Source organism: Streptomyces finlayi, from assembly GCF_014216315.1.
Taxonomy (GTDB): Bacteria; Actinomycetota; Actinomycetes; order Streptomycetales; family Streptomycetaceae; genus Streptomyces; species Streptomyces finlayi_A.
The window spans coordinates 6981316-6998322 of sequence record NZ_CP045702.1 but is presented as its reverse complement, the minus strand read 5'-3'; the positions used below and the strand labels follow the sequence as shown (position 1 = coordinate 6998322).

Sequence of the window (17007 nt, the reverse complement as noted above, 5' to 3'; positions counted from 1 at the left end):
CCGAGAAGGGACGCACACCGTGGCACGACCCAGGATTCTCGTTGTCGGCGCCGGCTTTGCCGGGGTCGGGTGCGTACGCCGGCTGGAGCGCAGGCTCGTTCCCGGCGAAGCCGAGATCACGCTCGTCACCCCGTTCTCGTACCAGCTGTATCTGCCACTCCTGCCGCAGGTCGCCGCCGGCGTACTGACTCCCCAGTCCGTCGCCGTTTCGTTGCGCCGCAGCCGCCGCCACCGCACCCGGATCGTCCCGGGCGGGGCCATCGGAGTGGACACCGACGCCAAGGTCTGCGTCGTCCGCAAGATCACTGACGAGATCGTGAACGAGCCGTACGACTACATCGTCCTCGCCGCCGGCAGCGTCACCCGGACCTTCGACATCCCCGGACTCGTCGAGCACGCCCGGGGGATGAAGACGCTCGCCGAGGCCGCGTACGTCCGCGACCACGTGATCGCGCAGCTCGATCTCGCCGATGCCAGCCAGGACGAGGAGGAGCGGGCCTCCCGGCTCCAGTTCGTCGTGGTCGGCGCAGGGTACGCGGGGACCGAGACGGCGGCCTGTCTGCAACGGCTCACCACCAACGCTCTCAAGCAGTATCCGCGGCTCGATCCGAAGCTCATCAAGTGGCATCTGATCGACATCGCCCCCAAGCTCATGCCCGAACTCGGGGACAAGCTCGGCCTGGACGCCCTGGAGATCCTGCGCAGGCGCGGCATCGAGGTCTCGCTCGGCGTCTCGATCGCCGAGGCGACCGCGGAACGGGTGACGTTCACCGACGGCCGGGTCCTGCCCTGCCGCACCCTGATCTGGACCGCGGGCGTCGCGGCCAGCCCGCTGATCGCCGCCCTCGGCGCGGAGACCGTACGCGGACGCCTCGCGGTGACTCCCGAGCTCTCCCTGCGCGGCTCCGACGGCGTCTTCGCGCTCGGCGACGCCGCCGCGGTGCCCGATCTCGCGAAGGGCGACGGGGCCGTCTGCCCGCCCACCGCCCAGCACGCCATGCGTCAGGGCCGCACGATGGCCGACAACCTCATCGCGACCCTGCGCGGTATGCCGCTGGTGCCGTACGAGCACAAGGACCTCGGCCTGGTCGTCGACCTCGGCGGCCGGGACGCCGTCTCCAAACCGTTCGGCATCGAGCTGAAGGGCCTGCCCGCCCAGGTGGTGGCCCGCGGCTACCACTGGTCGGCGCTGCGGACGAACGTCGCCAAGACCCGGGTCCTGACGAACTGGATGCTGAACGCGATCGCCGGTGACGACTTCGTACGGACCGGGTTCCAGCTGCGCAGTCCGGCGACACTGAAGGACTTCGAGTACACGGACGCCTATCTCAGCCCTGAGCAGGTCCGCGCGCACACGGCCGCGACCGTGATCCGCCACTGACGCGGTCTCTCCCGGCGGGTGCCGTCCGGATCAGTTCTGCCGGGAGAGGACCGTTTCGACGGTGTCCGCCTCTTCCGGCCGCTTGTCCTCGCGGTGGCTCAGCACCCGGGCGAACCGCAGAGTGACACCCGCCGGATAGCGGGTGGAGCGCTGGAGTCCGTCGTAGGCGATCTCGACGACGAGTTCGGGGCGGACGGTCACCACATGGCCGTCGTCGCCCGTGGACAGCTCCCTCAGCCTTTCGGTCTGCCAGGCGAGCATGGAGTCGGTGAGCCCCTTGAAGGTCTTGCCGAGCATGACGTACGAGCCGTCGGCCCCCCGCGCCCCGAGGTGCAGGTTGGACAGCTTCCCCGTCCGCCGCCCGTGTCCCCATTCGGCGGCGAGCACCACCAGGTCCAGGGTGTGCACCGGCTTCACCTTCAGCCAGGAGGCTCCGCGCCGGCCGGCGCTGTAGGGCGCGTCGAGGCTCTTGACGACCACACCCTCGTGGCCGCGCGCCAGCGTGCCGGCGAGGAAGGCTTCGGCGGCTTCGCGCGCCCGTGTCCCGCCCGGTCCGGCGACGACGAGGCGCCGGACGCGCATCCGCTCCGGGACGAGTCCCGCCAGCGCGGAGTGCCGTTCGGTGAAGGGAAGGTCGAGCAGGTCCCGGCCGTCGAGGGACAGCGCGTCGAACAGGACGGGCACGACGGGGACGGTGGCCGCGGCCCCGGCCACATCGCGCCGGGAGCCCACCCGGGCGGCGGTCTCCTGGAAGGGGCGGGGGCGGCCGTCGGTGCCGAGCGCGATCACCTCGCCGTCGAGAACGAACCGTTCACCGGGGAAGTCGCGTACCGCCGCGGCGATTTCCGGCAGGCGCTCGGTGATGTCGTCGAGCGTGCGGGTGTAGAGGCGGACCTCGGCGCCTTGCCTGTGCACCTGGACGCGGATGCCGTCGAGCTTCTCCTCGACGACGCAGGACCCGAGCTTGTCGATCGCTTCGGTGACCGAGCGGGCGGTGTGCGCGAGCATCGGCAGGACGGGGCGGCCCACGGTCAGCCGGAACGCGCCGAGGGCCTCCGGGCCCCGCGCCAGCAGATCCCTGGCTACCGCTTGCAGCGACCCGGCGAGCATCACCGCCCGGCGTACGTCCTCGGGCGGTGCCCCGGCGGCCTGGGCGAGCGCGTCGGCGGCGACCGCGTCCAGGGCGCCCTGGCGCACCTCACCGGTGAGCAGGGCCCGCAGGAAGTGCTGTTCACCGGCCGTGGCGGCGCCGAGGAGCCGTTGGAGGGCCTCCCGGCGGCCGGCCTGGGAACCGGCGCCCGACAGAGCGCCGACGGCCGTCAGTTCGGCGTCCACCTCCGCGACGGTGAGGCTGGGCTCGGCCGCGGGCGGCACCGGGGCGCCCAGGGTGCTCCAGCCGATGCCGATCCGCCCCTGCGGGAGGCGGCCCGAGAGGTACGGGATGACGATCGGGACGTCGTCCGGCGCGGTGTCCCGGAACAGGCCGGCCAGCAGGGCGACCTTCCGGGACCGTGCCGACGTCGCGGCGACATCCAGGGACACACGGGCGAGCCGGTCGAACAGCATGAGGTCATGGTGCTACGGCTCGCCGCGCCCCCCCCCCCCCCCCCCCCCCCCCCCCCCCCCCCCGGGCGGCACGGAGCGTCAGATGACGTTGAGTGCGGCGGCGCCGCCCACTCCCCCGAGCACCATGAAGACGGGCATCAGCACCTTCAGCTCCACCCAGCTGCCGGCCCGGAAGCGCATCGCCTTCGGCGGTCCGATCGGGTACCAGCGCTTGCGTCCCAGCGGGATCGGCCACAGGATCGGGCAGCCGGAGACGGTCAGCGCGTCGCCGATGTCGTGGACGAGCGCACCCAGCACGATGGGCAGTCCGAGCCACAGGTACTCCTGGCCGGGTGCGGTGAACAGCCAGTCGGAGCCGTTGCCCGCCTTGTCCAGGACACCGGCCAGAATCCAGGCGCTGGTCGCTCCCAGGAGCCAGACCAGGATGTCGCTGGACATCCGGGCGGCCCGCCACAGCAGTCCTTCGACGGCGAGCACCAGATGGACGAAGAGGATCGCCAGGACCGCCCACCTGCCGCCGGTGACCGCCGCGGCCGAGGCGCCCCCACCGATCAGCACGGCCCACAGCCAGGTGTGGGTCAGGGTCCGGTGGCCGCCGGTCCTGCGCGGGTCACCGGGTCCTCTGGTCGCCTTGTAGACGGCGTACGAGAGCTTGTCGACGACCTCGCAGAGGCCCTTGGAGACCGGGCCGAAGGCCCGCGAGATGGTCGCCGACTTGTGGTCGAGGTCGGGGGCCAGCGCGGCGCCCGCGCAGATCAGAGCGCCCACGGCCAGGACGGGCCAGGGCATCGGATGGCCGGCGGCGGCGGCCGCCGCACCCACCCCCAGCCAGGCCGCTGCCCCTGACAGAGAGTGTGCCGGTCCCATCATGGTCGTCCCCGCCCCGTAGATCCTGCACGGCCATGGCCCCTGCGGGGCGGCCGAGTTGAGTGGGCAGCGTATCGCCCGTGATCTTCGGCTGGCCCTCCGGTTCCCTCATCCGGGCGGAAGGCAGGCAAGATGGGGGTGTGACCCTCATCGATCAGCTGCCCCCGACCGCCGACCCGGACGCCCTCTTCGAGGCCTTCTCGTCATGGACCGAGACCCAGGGGATCACGCTGTATCCCGCCCAGGAAGAGGCGCTGATCGAGGTGGTTTCGGGGGCGAACGTGATCCTTTCCACGCCCACGGGCTCCGGAAAGAGCCTGGTCGCCGCCGGAGCGCACTTCACCGCGCTGGCCCAGGACAAGGTCACCTTCTACACCGCGCCGATCAAGGCGCTTGTCTCGGAGAAGTTCTTCGATCTGTGCAAGCTCTTCGGCACGGAGAACGTCGGCATGCTGACCGGCGACGCCTCGGTCAACGCCGACGCCCCCGTCATCTGCTGCACGGCCGAGGTGCTGGCCTCGATCGCGCTGCGCGACGGCAAGTACGCCGATGTCGGCCAGGTCGTGATGGACGAGTTCCACTTCTACGCCGAGCAGGACCGCGGCTGGGCCTGGCAGATCCCGATCCTGGAACTCCCGCAGGCCCAGTTCGTCCTGATGTCCGCGACCCTCGGCGATGTCGCGATGTTCGAGAAGGACCTCACGCGCCGCACCGGCCGCCCCACCTCGGTGGTGCGCTCGGCGAGCCGGCCGGTCCCGCTCAGTTACGAGTACCGGCTGACACCGATCACCGAGACGCTCACCGAGCTGCTGGACACCCGCCAGTCCCCTGTCTACATCGTGCACTTCACCCAGGCCGCCGCCGTCGAGCGGGCGCAGTCGCTCATGAGCATCAACATGTGCACCAAGGAGGAGAAGGAGAAGATCGCCGACCTGATCGGCAGCTTCCGCTTCACCACCAAGTTCGGCCAGAACCTCTCGCGCTACGTGCGCCACGGCATCGGTGTGCACCACGCGGGGATGCTGCCCAAGTACCGCCGCCTGGTGGAGAAGCTCGCCCAGGCGGGTCTGCTGAAGGTGATCTGCGGTACGGACACGCTCGGTGTCGGCGTCAACGTGCCCATCCGCACGGTGCTGTTCACCGCACTCACCAAATACGACGGCACCCGGGTCCGCACGCTGCGCGCCAGGGAGTTCCACCAGATCGCCGGCCGCGCAGGGCGGGCCGGGTTCGACACGGCGGGCTTCGTCGTCGCCCAGGCACCCGAGCACGTCATCGAGAACGAGAAGGCCGTCAAGAAGGCGGGCGACGACGTGAAGAAGAAGCGCAAGGTGGTCCGCAAGAAGGCCCCCGAGGGCTTCGTCGCCTGGTCGGAGACCACCTTCGACAAGCTGATCCAGTCCGACCCGGAGCCGCTGACCTCGCGCTTCCGGGTCACGCACACGATGCTGCTGTCCGTGATCGCCCGGCCCGGCAACGCCTTCGAGGCGATGCGTCATCTGCTGGAGGACAACCACGAGCCGCGCAAGGCGCAGCTGCGTCACATCAGGCGGGCCATCGCCATCTACCGTTCGCTGCTCGACGGCGGTGTGGTGGAGCAGCTGGACAAGCCGGATGCCGACGGCCGGATCGTACGCCTCACCGTCGACCTCCAGCAGGACTTCGCGCTCAACCAGCCGCTGTCCACCTTCGCGCTGGCCTCGTTCGACCTGCTGGACGTCGAATCCCCCTCGTACGCCCTGGACATGGTCTCCGTCGTCGAGTCCACCCTGGACGACCCCCGGCAGATCCTCGCCGCCCAGCAGAACAAGGCCCGGGGCGAGGCGGTCGGGCAGATGAAGGCGGACGGGATCGAGTACGAGGAGCGCATGGAGCTGCTCCAGGACGTCACCTACCCGAAGCCGCTGAGCGAGCTGCTGTGGCACGCGTACGAGGTCTACCGCACGAGCCATCCGTGGGTCGGCGACCACCCCGTGTCGCCGAAGTCGGTGATCCGGGACATGTACGAACGCGCCATGACCTTCGCGGAGTTCACCTCGCACTACGAGCTTGCGCGCACCGAGGGCATCGTCCTGCGCTATCTGGCGGGCGCGTACAAGGCTCTTGAGCACACGATCCCGGACGACCTGAAGTCGGAGGACCTGGAGGATCTGACCGCCTGGCTCGGCGAGATGGTCCGTCAGGTGGACTCCAGCCTCCTGGACGAGTGGGAGCAGCTCGCCAACCCGGAGGTGGAGACCGCCGAGCAGGCGCAGGAGCGGGCCGACGAGGTCAAGCCGGTCACGGCGAACGCGCGCGCCTTCCGGGTCCTGGTACGCAACGCGATGTTCCGCAGGGTGGAGCTGGCCGCGCTGGACCGCGTGCGCGAACTCGGCGAGCTGGACGGCGATTCGGGCTGGGACGAGGACGCCTGGGGCGAGGCGATGGACGGGTACTGGGACGCGCACGAGGACCTGGGAACCGGCCCCGACGCCCGCGGCCCGAAGCTGCTGAAGATCGACGAGGACCGGGAGCACGGCCTGTGGCGGGTCTGGCAGGCTTTCGCGGACCCGGCCGGGGACCACGACTGGGGCATCAGTGCCGAGGTCGATCTGGCCGCGTCCGACGAGGAGGGCCGGGCGGTCGTCCGGGTCACTTCCGTGGGGCAGCTGTAGCAACGAACCGGCTTCGAAAGCGTCGAGCACGCCGAGACCCTCGAGAGTGGAGAAGAACCGTTTGACATCCTCCCCCTCCTGAAGGAGGGGGATTCCTACGGCTCGCGCCGTGGGGTTTTCTGCTTCGTCGCCGACTGCCCGCCCGGAGAACTCCGTTGAGGTCTTACACCGGCTCCACAGACTGTCACCGAGAGCCCCTCGGCCAGTACGTTCTTCGCGGCGTTCACGTCACGGTCGTGAGTGACACCGCACCTACACGTCCACATACGGATGTTCAGCGGCATCTTGCCCTGCAAGGTGCCGCAGGCGGAGCACAGCCTGGAGGAGGGGAACCAGCGGTCGATGGCGACCAGGTCCCTTCCGTGCCAGGCGCACTTGTACTCCAGCATGCCGCGCATCGTGCTCCAGGCAGCATCCGAGATGGCGCGGGCCAGAAAATGGTTCTTGACCATGTTGCGTACGGTGAGATCTTCGATCACGATCGTTTGGTTTTCACGAACGAGTCGAGTGGTCAGCTTGTGCAGGTGGTCACGCCTGCGGTCGGTAATGCGGGCATGGACCTTGGCGACCTTGCGCCGGGCCTTGGCCCGGTTCGCTCCGTCACCCCTGGCCTTCTTCGCCAGCACCCGCTGAGCCTTGGCGAGACGGGCGCGGTCCTTGCGCTCGAACCTGGGGTTGGTGACCTTCTCTCCGGTGGAGAGCGTCACCAGGCTGGTGATCCCGGCGTCGATCCCGACCGTGTTCGTGGTCTGGGGCATGGTTGCGGGGATGTCGTCGCACAGCATCGACACGAACCAGCGCCCAGCCGGATCCTGCGAAACCGTCACCGTGGACGGCGTCGCACCTTCGGGAAGGGGGCGGGACCACACGATGTCGAGCGGTTCGCTCATCTTGGCGAGGGTCAGCTTGCCGTCCCGGTAGCGGAAACCGCTGGTGGTGTACTCAGCGGACTTCCGCGACTTCTTCCGGGACTTGAAGGCCGGGTACTTGGCCCGCTTCTGCCAGAAGTTCCCGAACGCTCCTTGCAGATGCCGCAACGTCTGCTGCAACGGCACAGACGAAACCCCGGACAGGTAGGCCAGCTCGTCGGTCTTCTTCCACGAGGTGAGCATCACGGAGGTGGCGTTGTAGTTGACCCGCTCCTGACGGAGCGTCCACGCCTCGGACCGTGCGGCGAGCGCCAGGTTGTAGACCTTGCGAACGCAGCCGAACGTGCGCGACAGCTCGACCGCCTGCGCATCGGTCGGACAGAAGCGGTACTTGAACGCCCGCTTCACCTGCTTCGTGGTCATGCTCACAAACTAGCGGTGCCGCGACTTAAGATCAAACCTGCGGGTCGCGGCACCGGAATCCGCCCTGGCACCGAATCCCAGCCCACCGCCCTGCTCCGCAGGGGCTGAGTTTCCTCCCCGAGCCAAAGCACGGGGTATCCACACAGGAGGAAGAGATGACGAACCCCGCCGAGCGTCTGGTCGACCTGCTCGACCTGGAGCGGATCGAGGTCGACATCTTCCGTGGCCGCAGCCCGCAGGAGTCCCTCCAGCGGGTCTTCGGCGGGCAGGTCGCCGGGCAGGCGCTGGTGGCTGCGGGACGCACCACCGACGGCGGCCGCCCGGTCCACTCGCTGCACGCCTACTTCCTGCGTCCAGGACGCCCCGGCGTGCCGATCGTCTATCAGGTCGAGCGGGTACGGGACGGCCGGTCCTTCACCACCCGCCGGGTCACGGCCGTGCAGGAGGGCCGGACGATCTTCAACCTGACTGCCTCGTTCCACCGCCCGGAGGAGGGCGGCATCGAGCACCAGCTGCCGCCGGCCCGCGTGGTCCCGGACCCCGACGAGCTGCCGACCGTCGCCGAGGAGGTACGTGAGCACCTGGGCGCCCTGCCGGAGGCGCTGGAGCGGATGGCCAGGCGCCAGCCGTTCGACATCCGTTACGTGGACCGGCTGCGCTGGACTCAGGAGGAGATCAAGGACGCGGACCCGCGCAGCGCCGTGTGGATGCGGGCGGTCGGCCCGCTGGGCGACGATCCGCTCGTCCACACCTGCGCACTCACGTACGCGAGTGACATGACGCTGCTCGACGCGGTCAGGATCCCGGTGGAACCCCTGTGGGGCCCGCGCGGCTTCGACATGGCGTCACTGGACCACGCGATGTGGTTCCACCGGCCGTTCCGGGCGGACGAGTGGTTCCTGTACGACCAGGAGTCACCGATCGCGACGGGCGGGCGAGGGCTGGCCCGCGGCCGCATCTACGACCGCGAGGGGCAGTTGCTGGTGTCGGTGGTGCAGGAGGGGCTGTTCCGGCGGCTCGACGCCTGAGGCTGTCCGGCGGTCAGGAACCTCGGGACGCCGCCTCGCCGCCTCGCCGCCTGGCCATGGACCGCCGACCCGCCGCAGGGGGCCAGGCGGCGGGGGCGCGTACGGCTCAGAGGCCCGGCAGCGTGTCCTGGTCGGCCTCGTGGCGCCGGGTGCGGATGTCGGGGCCCGCCGGGTGGAGTTTGGCGTCACAGGCGGGCCCCAGGCCGGTTCGGCGTGAGTGGGTACCGGTGAGGGGGCGCCCGCACATGCGACAGCGCACAAGGCGCGGGCCGGTGGCCGCGTCGGTTCCGGGCAGCGGGTCGGCCCCGGGATCCGTGGGCGGCACGGGGAAGGACGCGGGCAGGGGCTCCGGTTCGGTGGGCGGCACACACCGATCTTGTCAGGAGCGGTCGTGTCCCGGCCGCACCCAGCGGTGACACAGATCGGACCATGTCCCTGATCCGGGATATCCTCTCCGATATGAGAGAGGTGGAGAGTCCGGAGTCCAGCTCCGTCGATGCCCGGCTGGCCGCCCGGCTGGGCGAGCTTCGTACCGGGCGCGGCTGGTCGCTGGACGAGCTGTCCCGGCGGAGCGGGGTGAGCCGCTCGACGCTGTCGCGGCTGGAGCGCGGCGAGATCAGTCCGACCGCCGCTCTCCTGGGACGACTGTGCACGGTGTACGGGCGGACCATGTCGCGCCTGCTGATGGAGGTGGAGACGGAACCTCCGCTGCTGGTGCCCGCCGGGCGGCAGCCCGTGTGGCGGGACGCGGCTTCCGGTTTCGTCCGCCGCTCGGTCTCGCCGCCGCACGCCGGGCTGCGCGGCGAGGTGATCGAGGGCAGGCTCGAAGCGGGCGCCACCGTCGCGTACGAGGACCCGCCCGTGGCCGGCCTCGAACAGCATCTCTGGGTCCTTGAGGGCGCATTGGAGATCACGGTCCACGGGAGCGTCCACCCGGTGGGCACCGGTGACTGCCTGCGTTTCCGGCTGCACGGGCCCTCCCGCTTCCACTGCCCGGGGCCGGGCCCGGTCCGCTACGCCCTTCTGATCGTCCTTCCCTGACCACGACCGCGCCCCCTGTCCCACCCGTGCGCCGAGAAAGGCATCTGCGACATGACCGAGATCGTCCTCGTGAGCGGCCCCGAACTGGTCACGTACGCCGACGAACTGGCGGCCCTCCTGGTGGAGACCGTCGACGGCGGGGCCTCGGTGGGCTTCCTCGCTCCCCTCGCCCGCGGCGAGGCCGCAGCCTGGTGGCGCGAGCGCGCCGCGTCCGTCGACGCCGGGCATCATCTGGTGTGGCTCGCCCGCGACGGGGAACGCGTGGCTGGCACGATCGGCCTGAGCAGGCCGCCCCTCCCCAATGCCCGTCATCGCGCCGAGGTGGCGAAGCTGATGGTCAGGCCCTCGGCCAGGGGGCGGGGACTCGGCCGGCACCTGCTCTCGGCGGTCGAGGAGGAGGCGGCCGGGGCGGGGGTGACGCTGCTGACGCTGGACACCGAGTCGGGCAGCTCCGCTGAACGTCTCTACCGCGCGGCGGGCTGGACGGAGTGCGGGTCGATTCCGGATTACGCGAGCGACCCGGCCGGCGTACTCAAGCCGACCACCTTGTACTACAAGACAGTGGGCGCCGCCCGTACGTCCGGGGCAGCACAATGAGGACCCACACCCATGCGACCGAGGAGTAGCACCATGACGCTGTACGACATCCCGCTCCACACGCTCACCGGCGAGCCGACCACGCTCGGCGCCTACCGGGGCCAGGCCCTCCTGGTCGTGAACGTGGCCTCGAAGTGCGGACTCACCCCGCAGTACGAAGGCCTGGAGCGGCTCCAGAAGCAGTACGGCGACCGCGGCTTCACCGTCCTCGGCGTCCCCTGCAACCAGTTCGCGGGCCAGGAGCCGGGCAGCGCCGAGGAGATCCAGAGCTTCTGCTCGGCCACGTACGGGGTCAGCTTCCCGCTCCTGGAGAAGCTCGACGTCAACGGAGACGGCCGCCACCCGCTGTACACGGAGCTGACGAAGCTCGCGGACGCGGACGGTGCCGCAGGTGACGTCCAGTGGAACTTCGAGAAGTTCCTGATCTCCCCGGCGGGCGAGCCGGTCGCCCGCATCCGCCCCCGCACCGGGCCCGAGGACTCCGAGGTCGTCGCGGCCATCGAGGCCCAGTTGCCGGCCTGACGCACGGGGCTCCAGCGCCGGGCGGGCCTGTTTCCAAGCCCGCCCGGCGCCCGGGCACGCGGCGGCGGCCGACGGACCGTGGACCTTCCGGTCACCGCGTCAGCGGATCGGCATGCCAGACAGCGTGCGGGCGATCACGAGGCGCTGGATCTCGCTGGTTCCCTCGAAGATCGTGTAGATCGCGGCGTCCCGGTGCATCCGCTCCACCGGGTACTCACGGGTGAAGCCGTTGCCGCCGAGGATCTGGATGGCCTGCGCGGTGACCTTCTTGGCCGTCTCGCTCGCGTAGAGCTTCGACATGGAACCCTCCGCCGAGGTGAACGGCTTGCCGGTGGTCGCCATCCAGGAGGCGCGCCAGACCAGCAGCCGGGCCGCGTCGATCTGCGTCCGCATGTCGGCGAGCTGGAAGGCGATGCCCTGGTTGTCGATGATCGGGCGGCCGAACTGCGTCCGGGTCTTCGCGTAGTCCAGCGCGACCTCGTACGCGGCGCGGGCCGTTCCCACGGCCATGGCGCCGACGGCGGGACGCGAGGCCTCGAAGGTGGCCATCGCGGCGTTCTTGACACGCTCGCCGCCACCGGACCTGGCCCGCTCGCGGGCCCGGGCCATGCGCTCGTCGAGCTTATCCTTGCCGCCCAGCAGACAGCTGCCCGGCACCCGCACGTCCTCCAGGACGACCTCTGCGGTATGCGAGGCGCGGATGCCGTGCTTCTTGAACTTCTGGCCCTGGGAGAGCCCCGCGGTGTCCGGCGGGACGATGAAGGAGGCGTGCCCCTTCGAGCCGAGCTCCGCGTCGACGACCGCGACGACGACGTGGACGTTGGCGATCCCGCCGTTGGTGGCCCAGGTCTTCGTCCCGTTGAGGACCCATTCGTCCTTGGCCTCGTCGTAGACCGCGCGGGTGCGCATCGCCCCCACGTCGGAGCCCGCGTCCGGCTCGGAGGAGCAGAAGGCGGCGACCTTCACGTCGTTCGCGTCGCCGTACATCTGCGGGATCCAGGTGCCGATCTGCTCCTCGGTACCGTTGGCGAGGACGCCCACGGCCGCCAGGCCCGTACCGACGATGGAGAGGGCGATGCCCGCGTCGCCCCAGAAGAGCTCCTCCATGGCCATGGGGATACCGAGGCCCGTGGGGTCGAAGAACTGCTGCGCGTAGAAATCGAGGGAGTAGATGCCTACCTTGGCGGCCTCCTGGATGACGGGCCAGGGCGTCTCCTCACGCTCGTCCCACTCCGAAGCGGCCGGCCGGATGACATCCGCCGCGAAGCCGTGGAGCCAGTCCCGGACCTGCTTTTGATCGTCGTTGAGATCGAGCGTGAACTCGGCCATGTTCGCCTCCATGCACTACCGTGACAAACGTACGTTACTTGCGGTAACTGCAGTCTGTTACCGACAAGTAGGCACTGTCAACCACCCGGACTCCGATCCGCGTCTTCGCAGAGCAGGGTGTTACGTTGCCCAGGCGTGAAGAAGAATGCATGGCCAGGGGTGGGGAGACACACATGGAGACCACACGACAGGCCGAGCGCCAGCGGAGCGCGGCCGAGCGCCGCCGCCGCGAACTGCTCGAGGCCGCGGACCGAGTGGTGCTCAGGGACGGCCCCAAGGCGTCGATGAACGCGATCGCCGCCGAGGCCGGGATCACCAAACCCATCCTCTACCGTCACTTCGGCGACAAGGGCGGGCTCTACCGCGCGCTCGCCAAACGTCACACCGATGCGCTGCTCAGCGCTCTGCGCGCGGCGCTCGACGCGCCCGCGGAGCGGAGGGAGCGGGTCGAGGCGACGCTCGACACCTACCTCGCGGCGATCGAGGCCCGCCCGCAGGTCTACCGCTTCCTGATGCACCCCTCCGACGACGCAGCACCTTCGCCCGAGCAGGGCTTCGACGTGGGCCGGCACTCGGCCCCGCTGCTGCGCCGCCTCGGGGAGGAACTGGGAAAGGTGATCGCCGAACGGGTGGATCTGGGGCCGGACAACGAGCAGATGGCCCGTATCTGGGGCCATGGGATCGTCGGCATGATGCACGCGGCGGGCGACTGGTGGCTGGGCGACCGCCCTTGCTCACGCGCCCAGTTGGTGCGCAGCCTCGCCGATCTGCTCTGGGGCAGGCTCGCCGAGGCGGGCGACCGTCCCGGCGGCACCGGCTTCTGAGCGGCCGGGAGGGTCTCAGCCGGTCGGCCCCCACGGCGCCCGCCGGACCGCGCGCAGCGCCCTGGCGCGCCGCAGCCCGGTCAGCCGGTCCGTGTAGACGGTGCCCGCGAGATGATCGCACTCGTGCTGGAGGCACCGCGCGAACCAGCCCGTGCCGTTGATCCGCACCGGATTCCCGTCGATGTCCACCCCGTCCACGACGGCATGGTCGAAGCGCTCGGTACCCGCCTCCAGGCCCGGAAGTGAAAGACACCCTTCCGGTCCGCGTACGGTAATGCCGTCCACCTCGATCAGTTTCGGGTTCACGACGTGCCCGAGGTGACGAAGATCATCGTCATCCGGACAGTCGTACACGAACACCTTCAACGGGACGCCGATCTGATTGGCGGCGAGCCCGACACCCTGTGCCGCGTACATCGTGGCGAACATGTCCTCGACCAGTCGGGCGAGGGCCGGCCCGAAGTCGGTGACGTCCTCGCAGGGGCTGTGGAGGGCAGGGTCGCCGAACAGACTCAGGGCACGAACGAGTCCGGAACTGCCGGGGATCGGGCGGTTTCGCATGGCGGCAAGCGTACGTTCCGCCACGGGCCGCACCTTCCCGTGGTGCCGCGGTGCGGCCGTGGCACCGGACATCGATAGGCTGGGCGCGGACCGATGCAAGGAGGATCTAGGACGATGGCAGGCAACACGGAGCCGTTGTCGCCGCGGGCCAAGCTCGCCGTGACGGCGGGCAAGGCCGCGGCGGCGGTGTCGCGCGCTGCGGGGCGCGGCAGCGGATCGGTGATCGGCGGCCGGGTGGCGCTCAAGCTCGACCCCGACCTGCTGGGGCGGCTGGCGCAGCACCTGGACGTGATCCTCGTGTCGGCGACGAACGGCAAGACGACCACCACCAGGCTGATCGCGGAGGCACTGGGGGCCGCGGGGCCCGTCGTGTCGAACGCGCTCGGCGCCAACATGCCGGCGGGTATCACCTCCGCGCTGGCGGGCGGCTCGGACGCGAAGTACGGCGTGATCGAGGTCGACGAGAAGTACCTCGCCGGGGTCGCACGCGACACGACGCCCAAGGTGATCGCGCTGCTCAACCTCTCGCGCGACCAGCTGGACCGCGCCGCGGAGACCCGGATGCTGGCCGAGAAGTGGCGTGAGGGCCTGTCCGGCTCGAAGGCCGTGGTCGTGGCCAACGCCGACGACCCGCTGATCGTCTGGGCGGCGTCCTCCTCCCCCAATGTCGTGTGGGTCGCGGCCGGTCAGGCGTGGAAGGACGACGCCTGGTCCTGCCCCTCGTGCGGTGGTGTGATGCAGCGCCCCGGCGACGACTGGTTCTGCGGCGAGTGCGGTTTCCGCCGCCCCGCCCCGAGCTGGGCGCTGAACGGCGACTACGTCCTGGACCCGCATGGTTCGGCCTGGCCGATCCATCTTCAGCTGCCCGGACGGGCGAACAAGGCGAACGCGACCAGCTCGGCCGCTGTCGCCGCGGTCTTCGGTGTGCCGCCGCAGGTCGCCCTGGAGCGCATGTACCAGGTGCAGGCCGTGGCGGGGCGCTACGACGTCGTCACCTTCCTCGGCCGTGAGCTGCGGCTCCTGCTGGCGAAGAACCCGGCGGGCTGGCTCGAGACGTTTTCCCTGATCGACCCGCCTCCCACGCCGGTGATCCTCTCCGTCAACGCCCGCGGTGCGGACGGCACGGACACGTCCTGGCTGTGGGACGTCGACTACACCCAGCTGTACGGCCACCCGATCTTCGTGCTCGGTGACCGCAAGCTGGACCTCGCGGTACGCCTTGAGGTGGCCGGTCTCGAGTTCCGGGTCTGCGAGACCCTGGACGAGGCCGTCCAGCTGGCGCCGCCCGGCCGTATCGAGGTCATTGCCAACTACACCGCCTTCCAGGATCTGCGCCGTCGTGTCGGCAACTGACCCCGGCCCCGGCCCCCTCCGGAGAGGACGAAGCATGAGCAACAACAGCCTGCGGCTGGTGTGGGTCTACCCCGACCTCCTCAGCACCTACGGCGATCAGGGCAACGCCCTCGTGGTGGAGCGCCGGGCCCGGCAGCGCGGCCTCGACGTGCAGCGCGTCGACGTCCGCAGTGACCAGCCCGTTCCCACCTCCGGCGACATCTATCTGATCGGCGGCGGTGAGGACCGGCCGCAGCGGCTCGCCGCCGAGCGGCTGCGCCGCGACGGCGGTCTGAGCCGGGCCGCGTCCAACGGCGCGATCATCTTCTCGGTGTGCGCGGGCTACCAGATCCTCGGCCACGAGTTCGTCAACGACCTCGGGGAGCGCGAGCAGGGGCTCGGTCTGCTCGACGTGGTCTCCACGCGCGGCGAGGGCGCCCGATGCGTCGGCGACGTCCTCGCGGACATCGACCCGAACCTCGGGATGCCGCCCCTGACCGGCTTCGAGAACCACCAGGGCGTCACCCATCTCGGCCCGACGGCACGGCCGTTCGCCCGGGTTCAGTTCGGCCGGGGCAACGGCACCGGAGACGGTACCGAAGGCGCGTACAACGACACGGTGTTCGGTACGTACATGCACGGTCCCGTGATGGCACGCAATCCGATGATCGCGGACCTGCTGCTGAAACTGGCTCTCGACGTGAACGCGCTGCCACCGACGGACGACCGTTGGTACGAGGCGCTGCGCTCCGAGCGCATCGCCGCGGCGACGCAGCCCGCCTGAGGCCGTTTCGGCTCAACTGAGCGACGTCCAGCAGGCGGACGCCGGGTTCGGTCCCGCCACCTTGCGCCGGTAGGGTGGCGGGGATCAAACCGGACGACGTGGTCCGGTCGTCGGCCCCACGTTGCAAAGGTTTCCCGGGCAATGCGAATTGGTGTGCTCACCTCCGGCGGCGACTGCCCCGGCCTCAATGCCGTCATCCGTTCCGTCGTGCACCGCGCGGTCGTGGACCACGGTGACGAGGTCATCGGCTTCCACGACGGCTGGAGGGGCCTCCTCGAGTGCGACTACCGCAAGCTCGACCTCGATGCGGTCGGCGGCATCCTCGCCCGTGGCGGCACGATCCTCGGCTCCTCCCGGGTCCAGCCGGCCCATCTGCGTGACGGTGTAGAGCGGGCCAGGGGACATGTCTGCGACCTCGGTCTCGACGCCATCATCCCGATCGGCGGCGAGGGCACCCTGAAGGCGGCCAATCTGCTCTCCGAGGCGGGTCTGCCGATCGTCGGCGTTCCGAAGACGATCGACAACGACATCGCCTCCACGGACGTGACCTTCGGTTTCGACACCGCCGTCGGTGTCGCGACCGACGCCCTGGACCGGCTGAAGACCACGGCCGAGTCGCACCAGCGGGTGCTGATCGTGGAGGTCATGGGACGGCACACCGGCTGGATCGCGCTGCACTCGGGCATGGCGGCCGGTGCCCACGCCATCGTCGTCCCCGAGCGCCCCTTCGACATCGACGAGCTGACCACCCTCGTCGGACGGCGCTTCTCCGCCGGCAAGAAGTTCGCGATCGTCGTGGTCGCCGAGGGCGCGAAGCCGCGGGAGGGCTCCATGGAGTTCGCCCAGGGCACCAAGGACATCTACGGGCACGAGCGGTTCGCCGGAGTGGCGACGCAGCTCTCCATCGAGCTGGAGCACCGGCTCGGCAAGGAGGCCCGTCCGGTGATCCTCGGCCATGTGCAGCGCGGCGGTACCCCGACCGCGTACGACCGGGTCCTCGCGACCCGCTTCGGCTGGCACGCGGTGGAGGCGGCTCACCGCGGCGAGTTCGGCATGATGACGGCGCTGCACGGCACGGACATCGAGATGGTGCCGCTGGCGGCGGCCGTGGAGACCCTGAAGACGGTTCCGGCGGAGCGTTACGCCGAGGCCGAGTGCGTGCTCTGACCCGTGCGGGCTCCCTGAACCGCCCCCGGCCGCAGCTGCGGCCGGGGGCGGTTCTATTCTGG

16 protein-coding genes are annotated in these 17007 nt (G+C 70.2%); 10 read left to right on the top strand and 6 right to left on the bottom strand.

What is annotated here, in order from left to right; translation table 11 throughout:
• The first annotated feature begins 19 nt into the window (after positions 1-19).
• Complete coding sequence (locus tag F0344_RS32115; protein ID WP_185302108.1) at positions 20-1381, top strand: NAD(P)/FAD-dependent oxidoreductase; 1362 nt, start codon at positions 20-22, stop codon at positions 1379-1381.
• Positions 1382-1411: 30 nt separating this feature from the next.
• On the opposite strand, the gene F0344_RS32110 is transcribed toward F0344_RS32115, so the two are convergent.
• The gene (locus F0344_RS32110) at positions 1412-2947 is read right to left on the bottom strand and encodes an ATP-dependent DNA ligase (protein WP_185302107.1); all 1536 of its coding nucleotides are present in this window, start codon (positions 2945-2947) and stop codon (positions 1412-1414) included.
• A 78-nt stretch (positions 2948-3025) separates the two neighbouring features.
• Complete coding sequence (locus tag F0344_RS32105; RefSeq protein WP_185302106.1) at positions 3026-3817, bottom strand: metal-dependent hydrolase; 792 nt, start codon at positions 3815-3817, stop codon at positions 3026-3028.
• 137 nt (positions 3818-3954) lie between these two features.
• Here F0344_RS32105 and F0344_RS32100 point away from each other — a divergent pair, with 137 nt between their 5' ends.
• A complete protein-coding gene (locus tag F0344_RS32100) occupies positions 3955-6468 on the top strand; it encodes a DEAD/DEAH box helicase (protein ID WP_185302105.1) in 2514 nt (837 codons plus the stop codon).
• 95 nt (positions 6469-6563) lie between these two features.
• On the opposite strand, the gene F0344_RS32095 is transcribed toward F0344_RS32100, so the two are convergent.
• The gene (locus F0344_RS32095; RefSeq protein ID WP_185302104.1) at positions 6564-7760 is read right to left on the bottom strand and encodes an RNA-guided endonuclease InsQ/TnpB family protein; all 1197 of its coding nucleotides are present in this window, start codon (positions 7758-7760) and stop codon (positions 6564-6566) included.
• Positions 7761-7915: 155 nt separating this feature from the next.
• Between F0344_RS32095 and F0344_RS32090 the strand changes: the two genes are divergently transcribed.
• Positions 7916-8788 (top strand): acyl-CoA thioesterase, encoded by an 873-nt coding sequence (locus F0344_RS32090; RefSeq protein ID WP_185302103.1) that lies wholly within the window; start codon positions 7916-7918, stop codon positions 8786-8788.
• A gap of 106 nt (positions 8789-8894) precedes the next feature.
• Here F0344_RS32090 and F0344_RS32085 read toward each other — a convergent pair whose 3' ends face one another.
• Positions 8895-9113: a DUF6011 domain-containing protein gene (locus F0344_RS32085; RefSeq protein WP_185302983.1), complete on the bottom strand. Its 219-nt coding sequence runs from the start codon at positions 9111-9113 to the stop codon at positions 8895-8897.
• A gap of 134 nt (positions 9114-9247) precedes the next feature.
• On the opposite strand from F0344_RS32085, the gene F0344_RS32080 reads away from it, so the two are divergent.
• The 3 genes from F0344_RS32080 to F0344_RS32070 are packed head-to-tail and all read left to right on the top strand — an operon-like array spanning position 9248 to position 10948.
• The gene (locus tag F0344_RS32080; protein WP_185302102.1) at positions 9248-9829 is read left to right on the top strand and encodes a helix-turn-helix domain-containing protein; all 582 of its coding nucleotides are present in this window, start codon (positions 9248-9250) and stop codon (positions 9827-9829) included.
• A gap of 51 nt (positions 9830-9880) precedes the next feature.
• Positions 9881-10426 (top strand): GNAT family N-acetyltransferase, encoded by a 546-nt coding sequence (locus F0344_RS32075; RefSeq protein ID WP_185302101.1) that lies wholly within the window; start codon positions 9881-9883, stop codon positions 10424-10426.
• Positions 10427-10459: 33 nt separating this feature from the next.
• Entirely contained in the window at positions 10460-10948 is a 489-nt protein-coding gene (locus F0344_RS32070; protein WP_185302100.1) for a glutathione peroxidase, read from the top strand.
• A gap of 99 nt (positions 10949-11047) precedes the next feature.
• Here F0344_RS32070 and F0344_RS32065 read toward each other — a convergent pair whose 3' ends face one another.
• On the bottom strand, positions 11048-12277 hold the full coding sequence (locus F0344_RS32065) for an acyl-CoA dehydrogenase family protein (protein WP_185302099.1): 1230 nt from the start codon (positions 12275-12277) through the stop codon (positions 11048-11050).
• 173 nt (positions 12278-12450) lie between these two features.
• On the opposite strand from F0344_RS32065, the gene F0344_RS32060 reads away from it, so the two are divergent.
• On the top strand, positions 12451-13101 hold the full coding sequence (locus tag F0344_RS32060) for a TetR family transcriptional regulator (protein WP_185302098.1): 651 nt from the start codon (positions 12451-12453) through the stop codon (positions 13099-13101).
• Between the two features lie 15 nt (positions 13102-13116).
• Here F0344_RS32060 and def read toward each other — a convergent pair whose 3' ends face one another.
• Positions 13117-13662, bottom strand: coding sequence for a peptide deformylase (gene def / locus F0344_RS32055; RefSeq protein ID WP_185302097.1), 546 nt, complete (start codon positions 13660-13662; stop codon positions 13117-13119).
• Positions 13663-13776: 114 nt separating this feature from the next.
• Here def and F0344_RS32050 point away from each other — a divergent pair, with 114 nt between their 5' ends.
• The 3 genes from F0344_RS32050 to F0344_RS32040 all read left to right on the top strand — a co-directional run bounded on the left by F0344_RS32050 (position 13777) and on the right by F0344_RS32040 (position 16945).
• Positions 13777-15015 (top strand): Mur ligase family protein, encoded by a 1239-nt coding sequence (locus F0344_RS32050; protein ID WP_185302096.1) that lies wholly within the window; start codon positions 13777-13779, stop codon positions 15013-15015.
• Positions 15016-15049: 34 nt separating this feature from the next.
• Positions 15050-15778: a type 1 glutamine amidotransferase gene (locus F0344_RS32045; RefSeq protein ID WP_185302095.1), complete on the top strand. Its 729-nt coding sequence runs from the start codon at positions 15050-15052 to the stop codon at positions 15776-15778.
• 141 nt (positions 15779-15919) lie between these two features.
• Entirely contained in the window at positions 15920-16945 is a 1026-nt protein-coding gene (locus F0344_RS32040) for a 6-phosphofructokinase (RefSeq protein WP_185302094.1), read from the top strand.
• Positions 16946-17007 lie beyond the last annotated feature (62 nt).

Coding starts and splice junctions, on each gene's coding strand:
- F0344_RS32065 (WP_185302099.1), bottom strand. CDS start 12,277: ATGGCCGAGTTCACGCTCGATCTCAACGACGATCAAAAGCAGGTCCGG.
- F0344_RS32110 (WP_185302107.1), bottom strand. CDS start 2,947: ATGCTGTTCGACCGGCTCGCCCGTGTGTCCCTGGATGTCGCCGCGACG.
- F0344_RS32060 (WP_185302098.1), top strand. CDS start 12,451: ATGGAGACCACACGACAGGCCGAGCGCCAGCGGAGCGCGGCCGAGCGC.
- F0344_RS32075 (WP_185302101.1), top strand. CDS start 9,881: ATGACCGAGATCGTCCTCGTGAGCGGCCCCGAACTGGTCACGTACGCC.
- F0344_RS32070 (WP_185302100.1), top strand. CDS start 10,460: ATGACGCTGTACGACATCCCGCTCCACACGCTCACCGGCGAGCCGACC.
- F0344_RS32080 (WP_185302102.1), top strand. CDS start 9,248: ATGAGAGAGGTGGAGAGTCCGGAGTCCAGCTCCGTCGATGCCCGGCTG.
- F0344_RS32095 (WP_185302104.1), bottom strand. CDS start 7,760: ATGACCACGAAGCAGGTGAAGCGGGCGTTCAAGTACCGCTTCTGTCCG.
- F0344_RS32050 (WP_185302096.1), top strand. CDS start 13,777: ATGGCAGGCAACACGGAGCCGTTGTCGCCGCGGGCCAAGCTCGCCGTG.
- def (WP_185302097.1), bottom strand. CDS start 13,662: ATGCGAAACCGCCCGATCCCCGGCAGTTCCGGACTCGTTCGTGCCCTG.
- F0344_RS32040 (WP_185302094.1), top strand. CDS start 15,920: ATGCGAATTGGTGTGCTCACCTCCGGCGGCGACTGCCCCGGCCTCAAT.
- F0344_RS32045 (WP_185302095.1), top strand. CDS start 15,050: ATGAGCAACAACAGCCTGCGGCTGGTGTGGGTCTACCCCGACCTCCTC.
- F0344_RS32105 (WP_185302106.1), bottom strand. CDS start 3,817: ATGATGGGACCGGCACACTCTCTGTCAGGGGCAGCGGCCTGGCTGGGG.
- F0344_RS32090 (WP_185302103.1), top strand. CDS start 7,916: ATGACGAACCCCGCCGAGCGTCTGGTCGACCTGCTCGACCTGGAGCGG.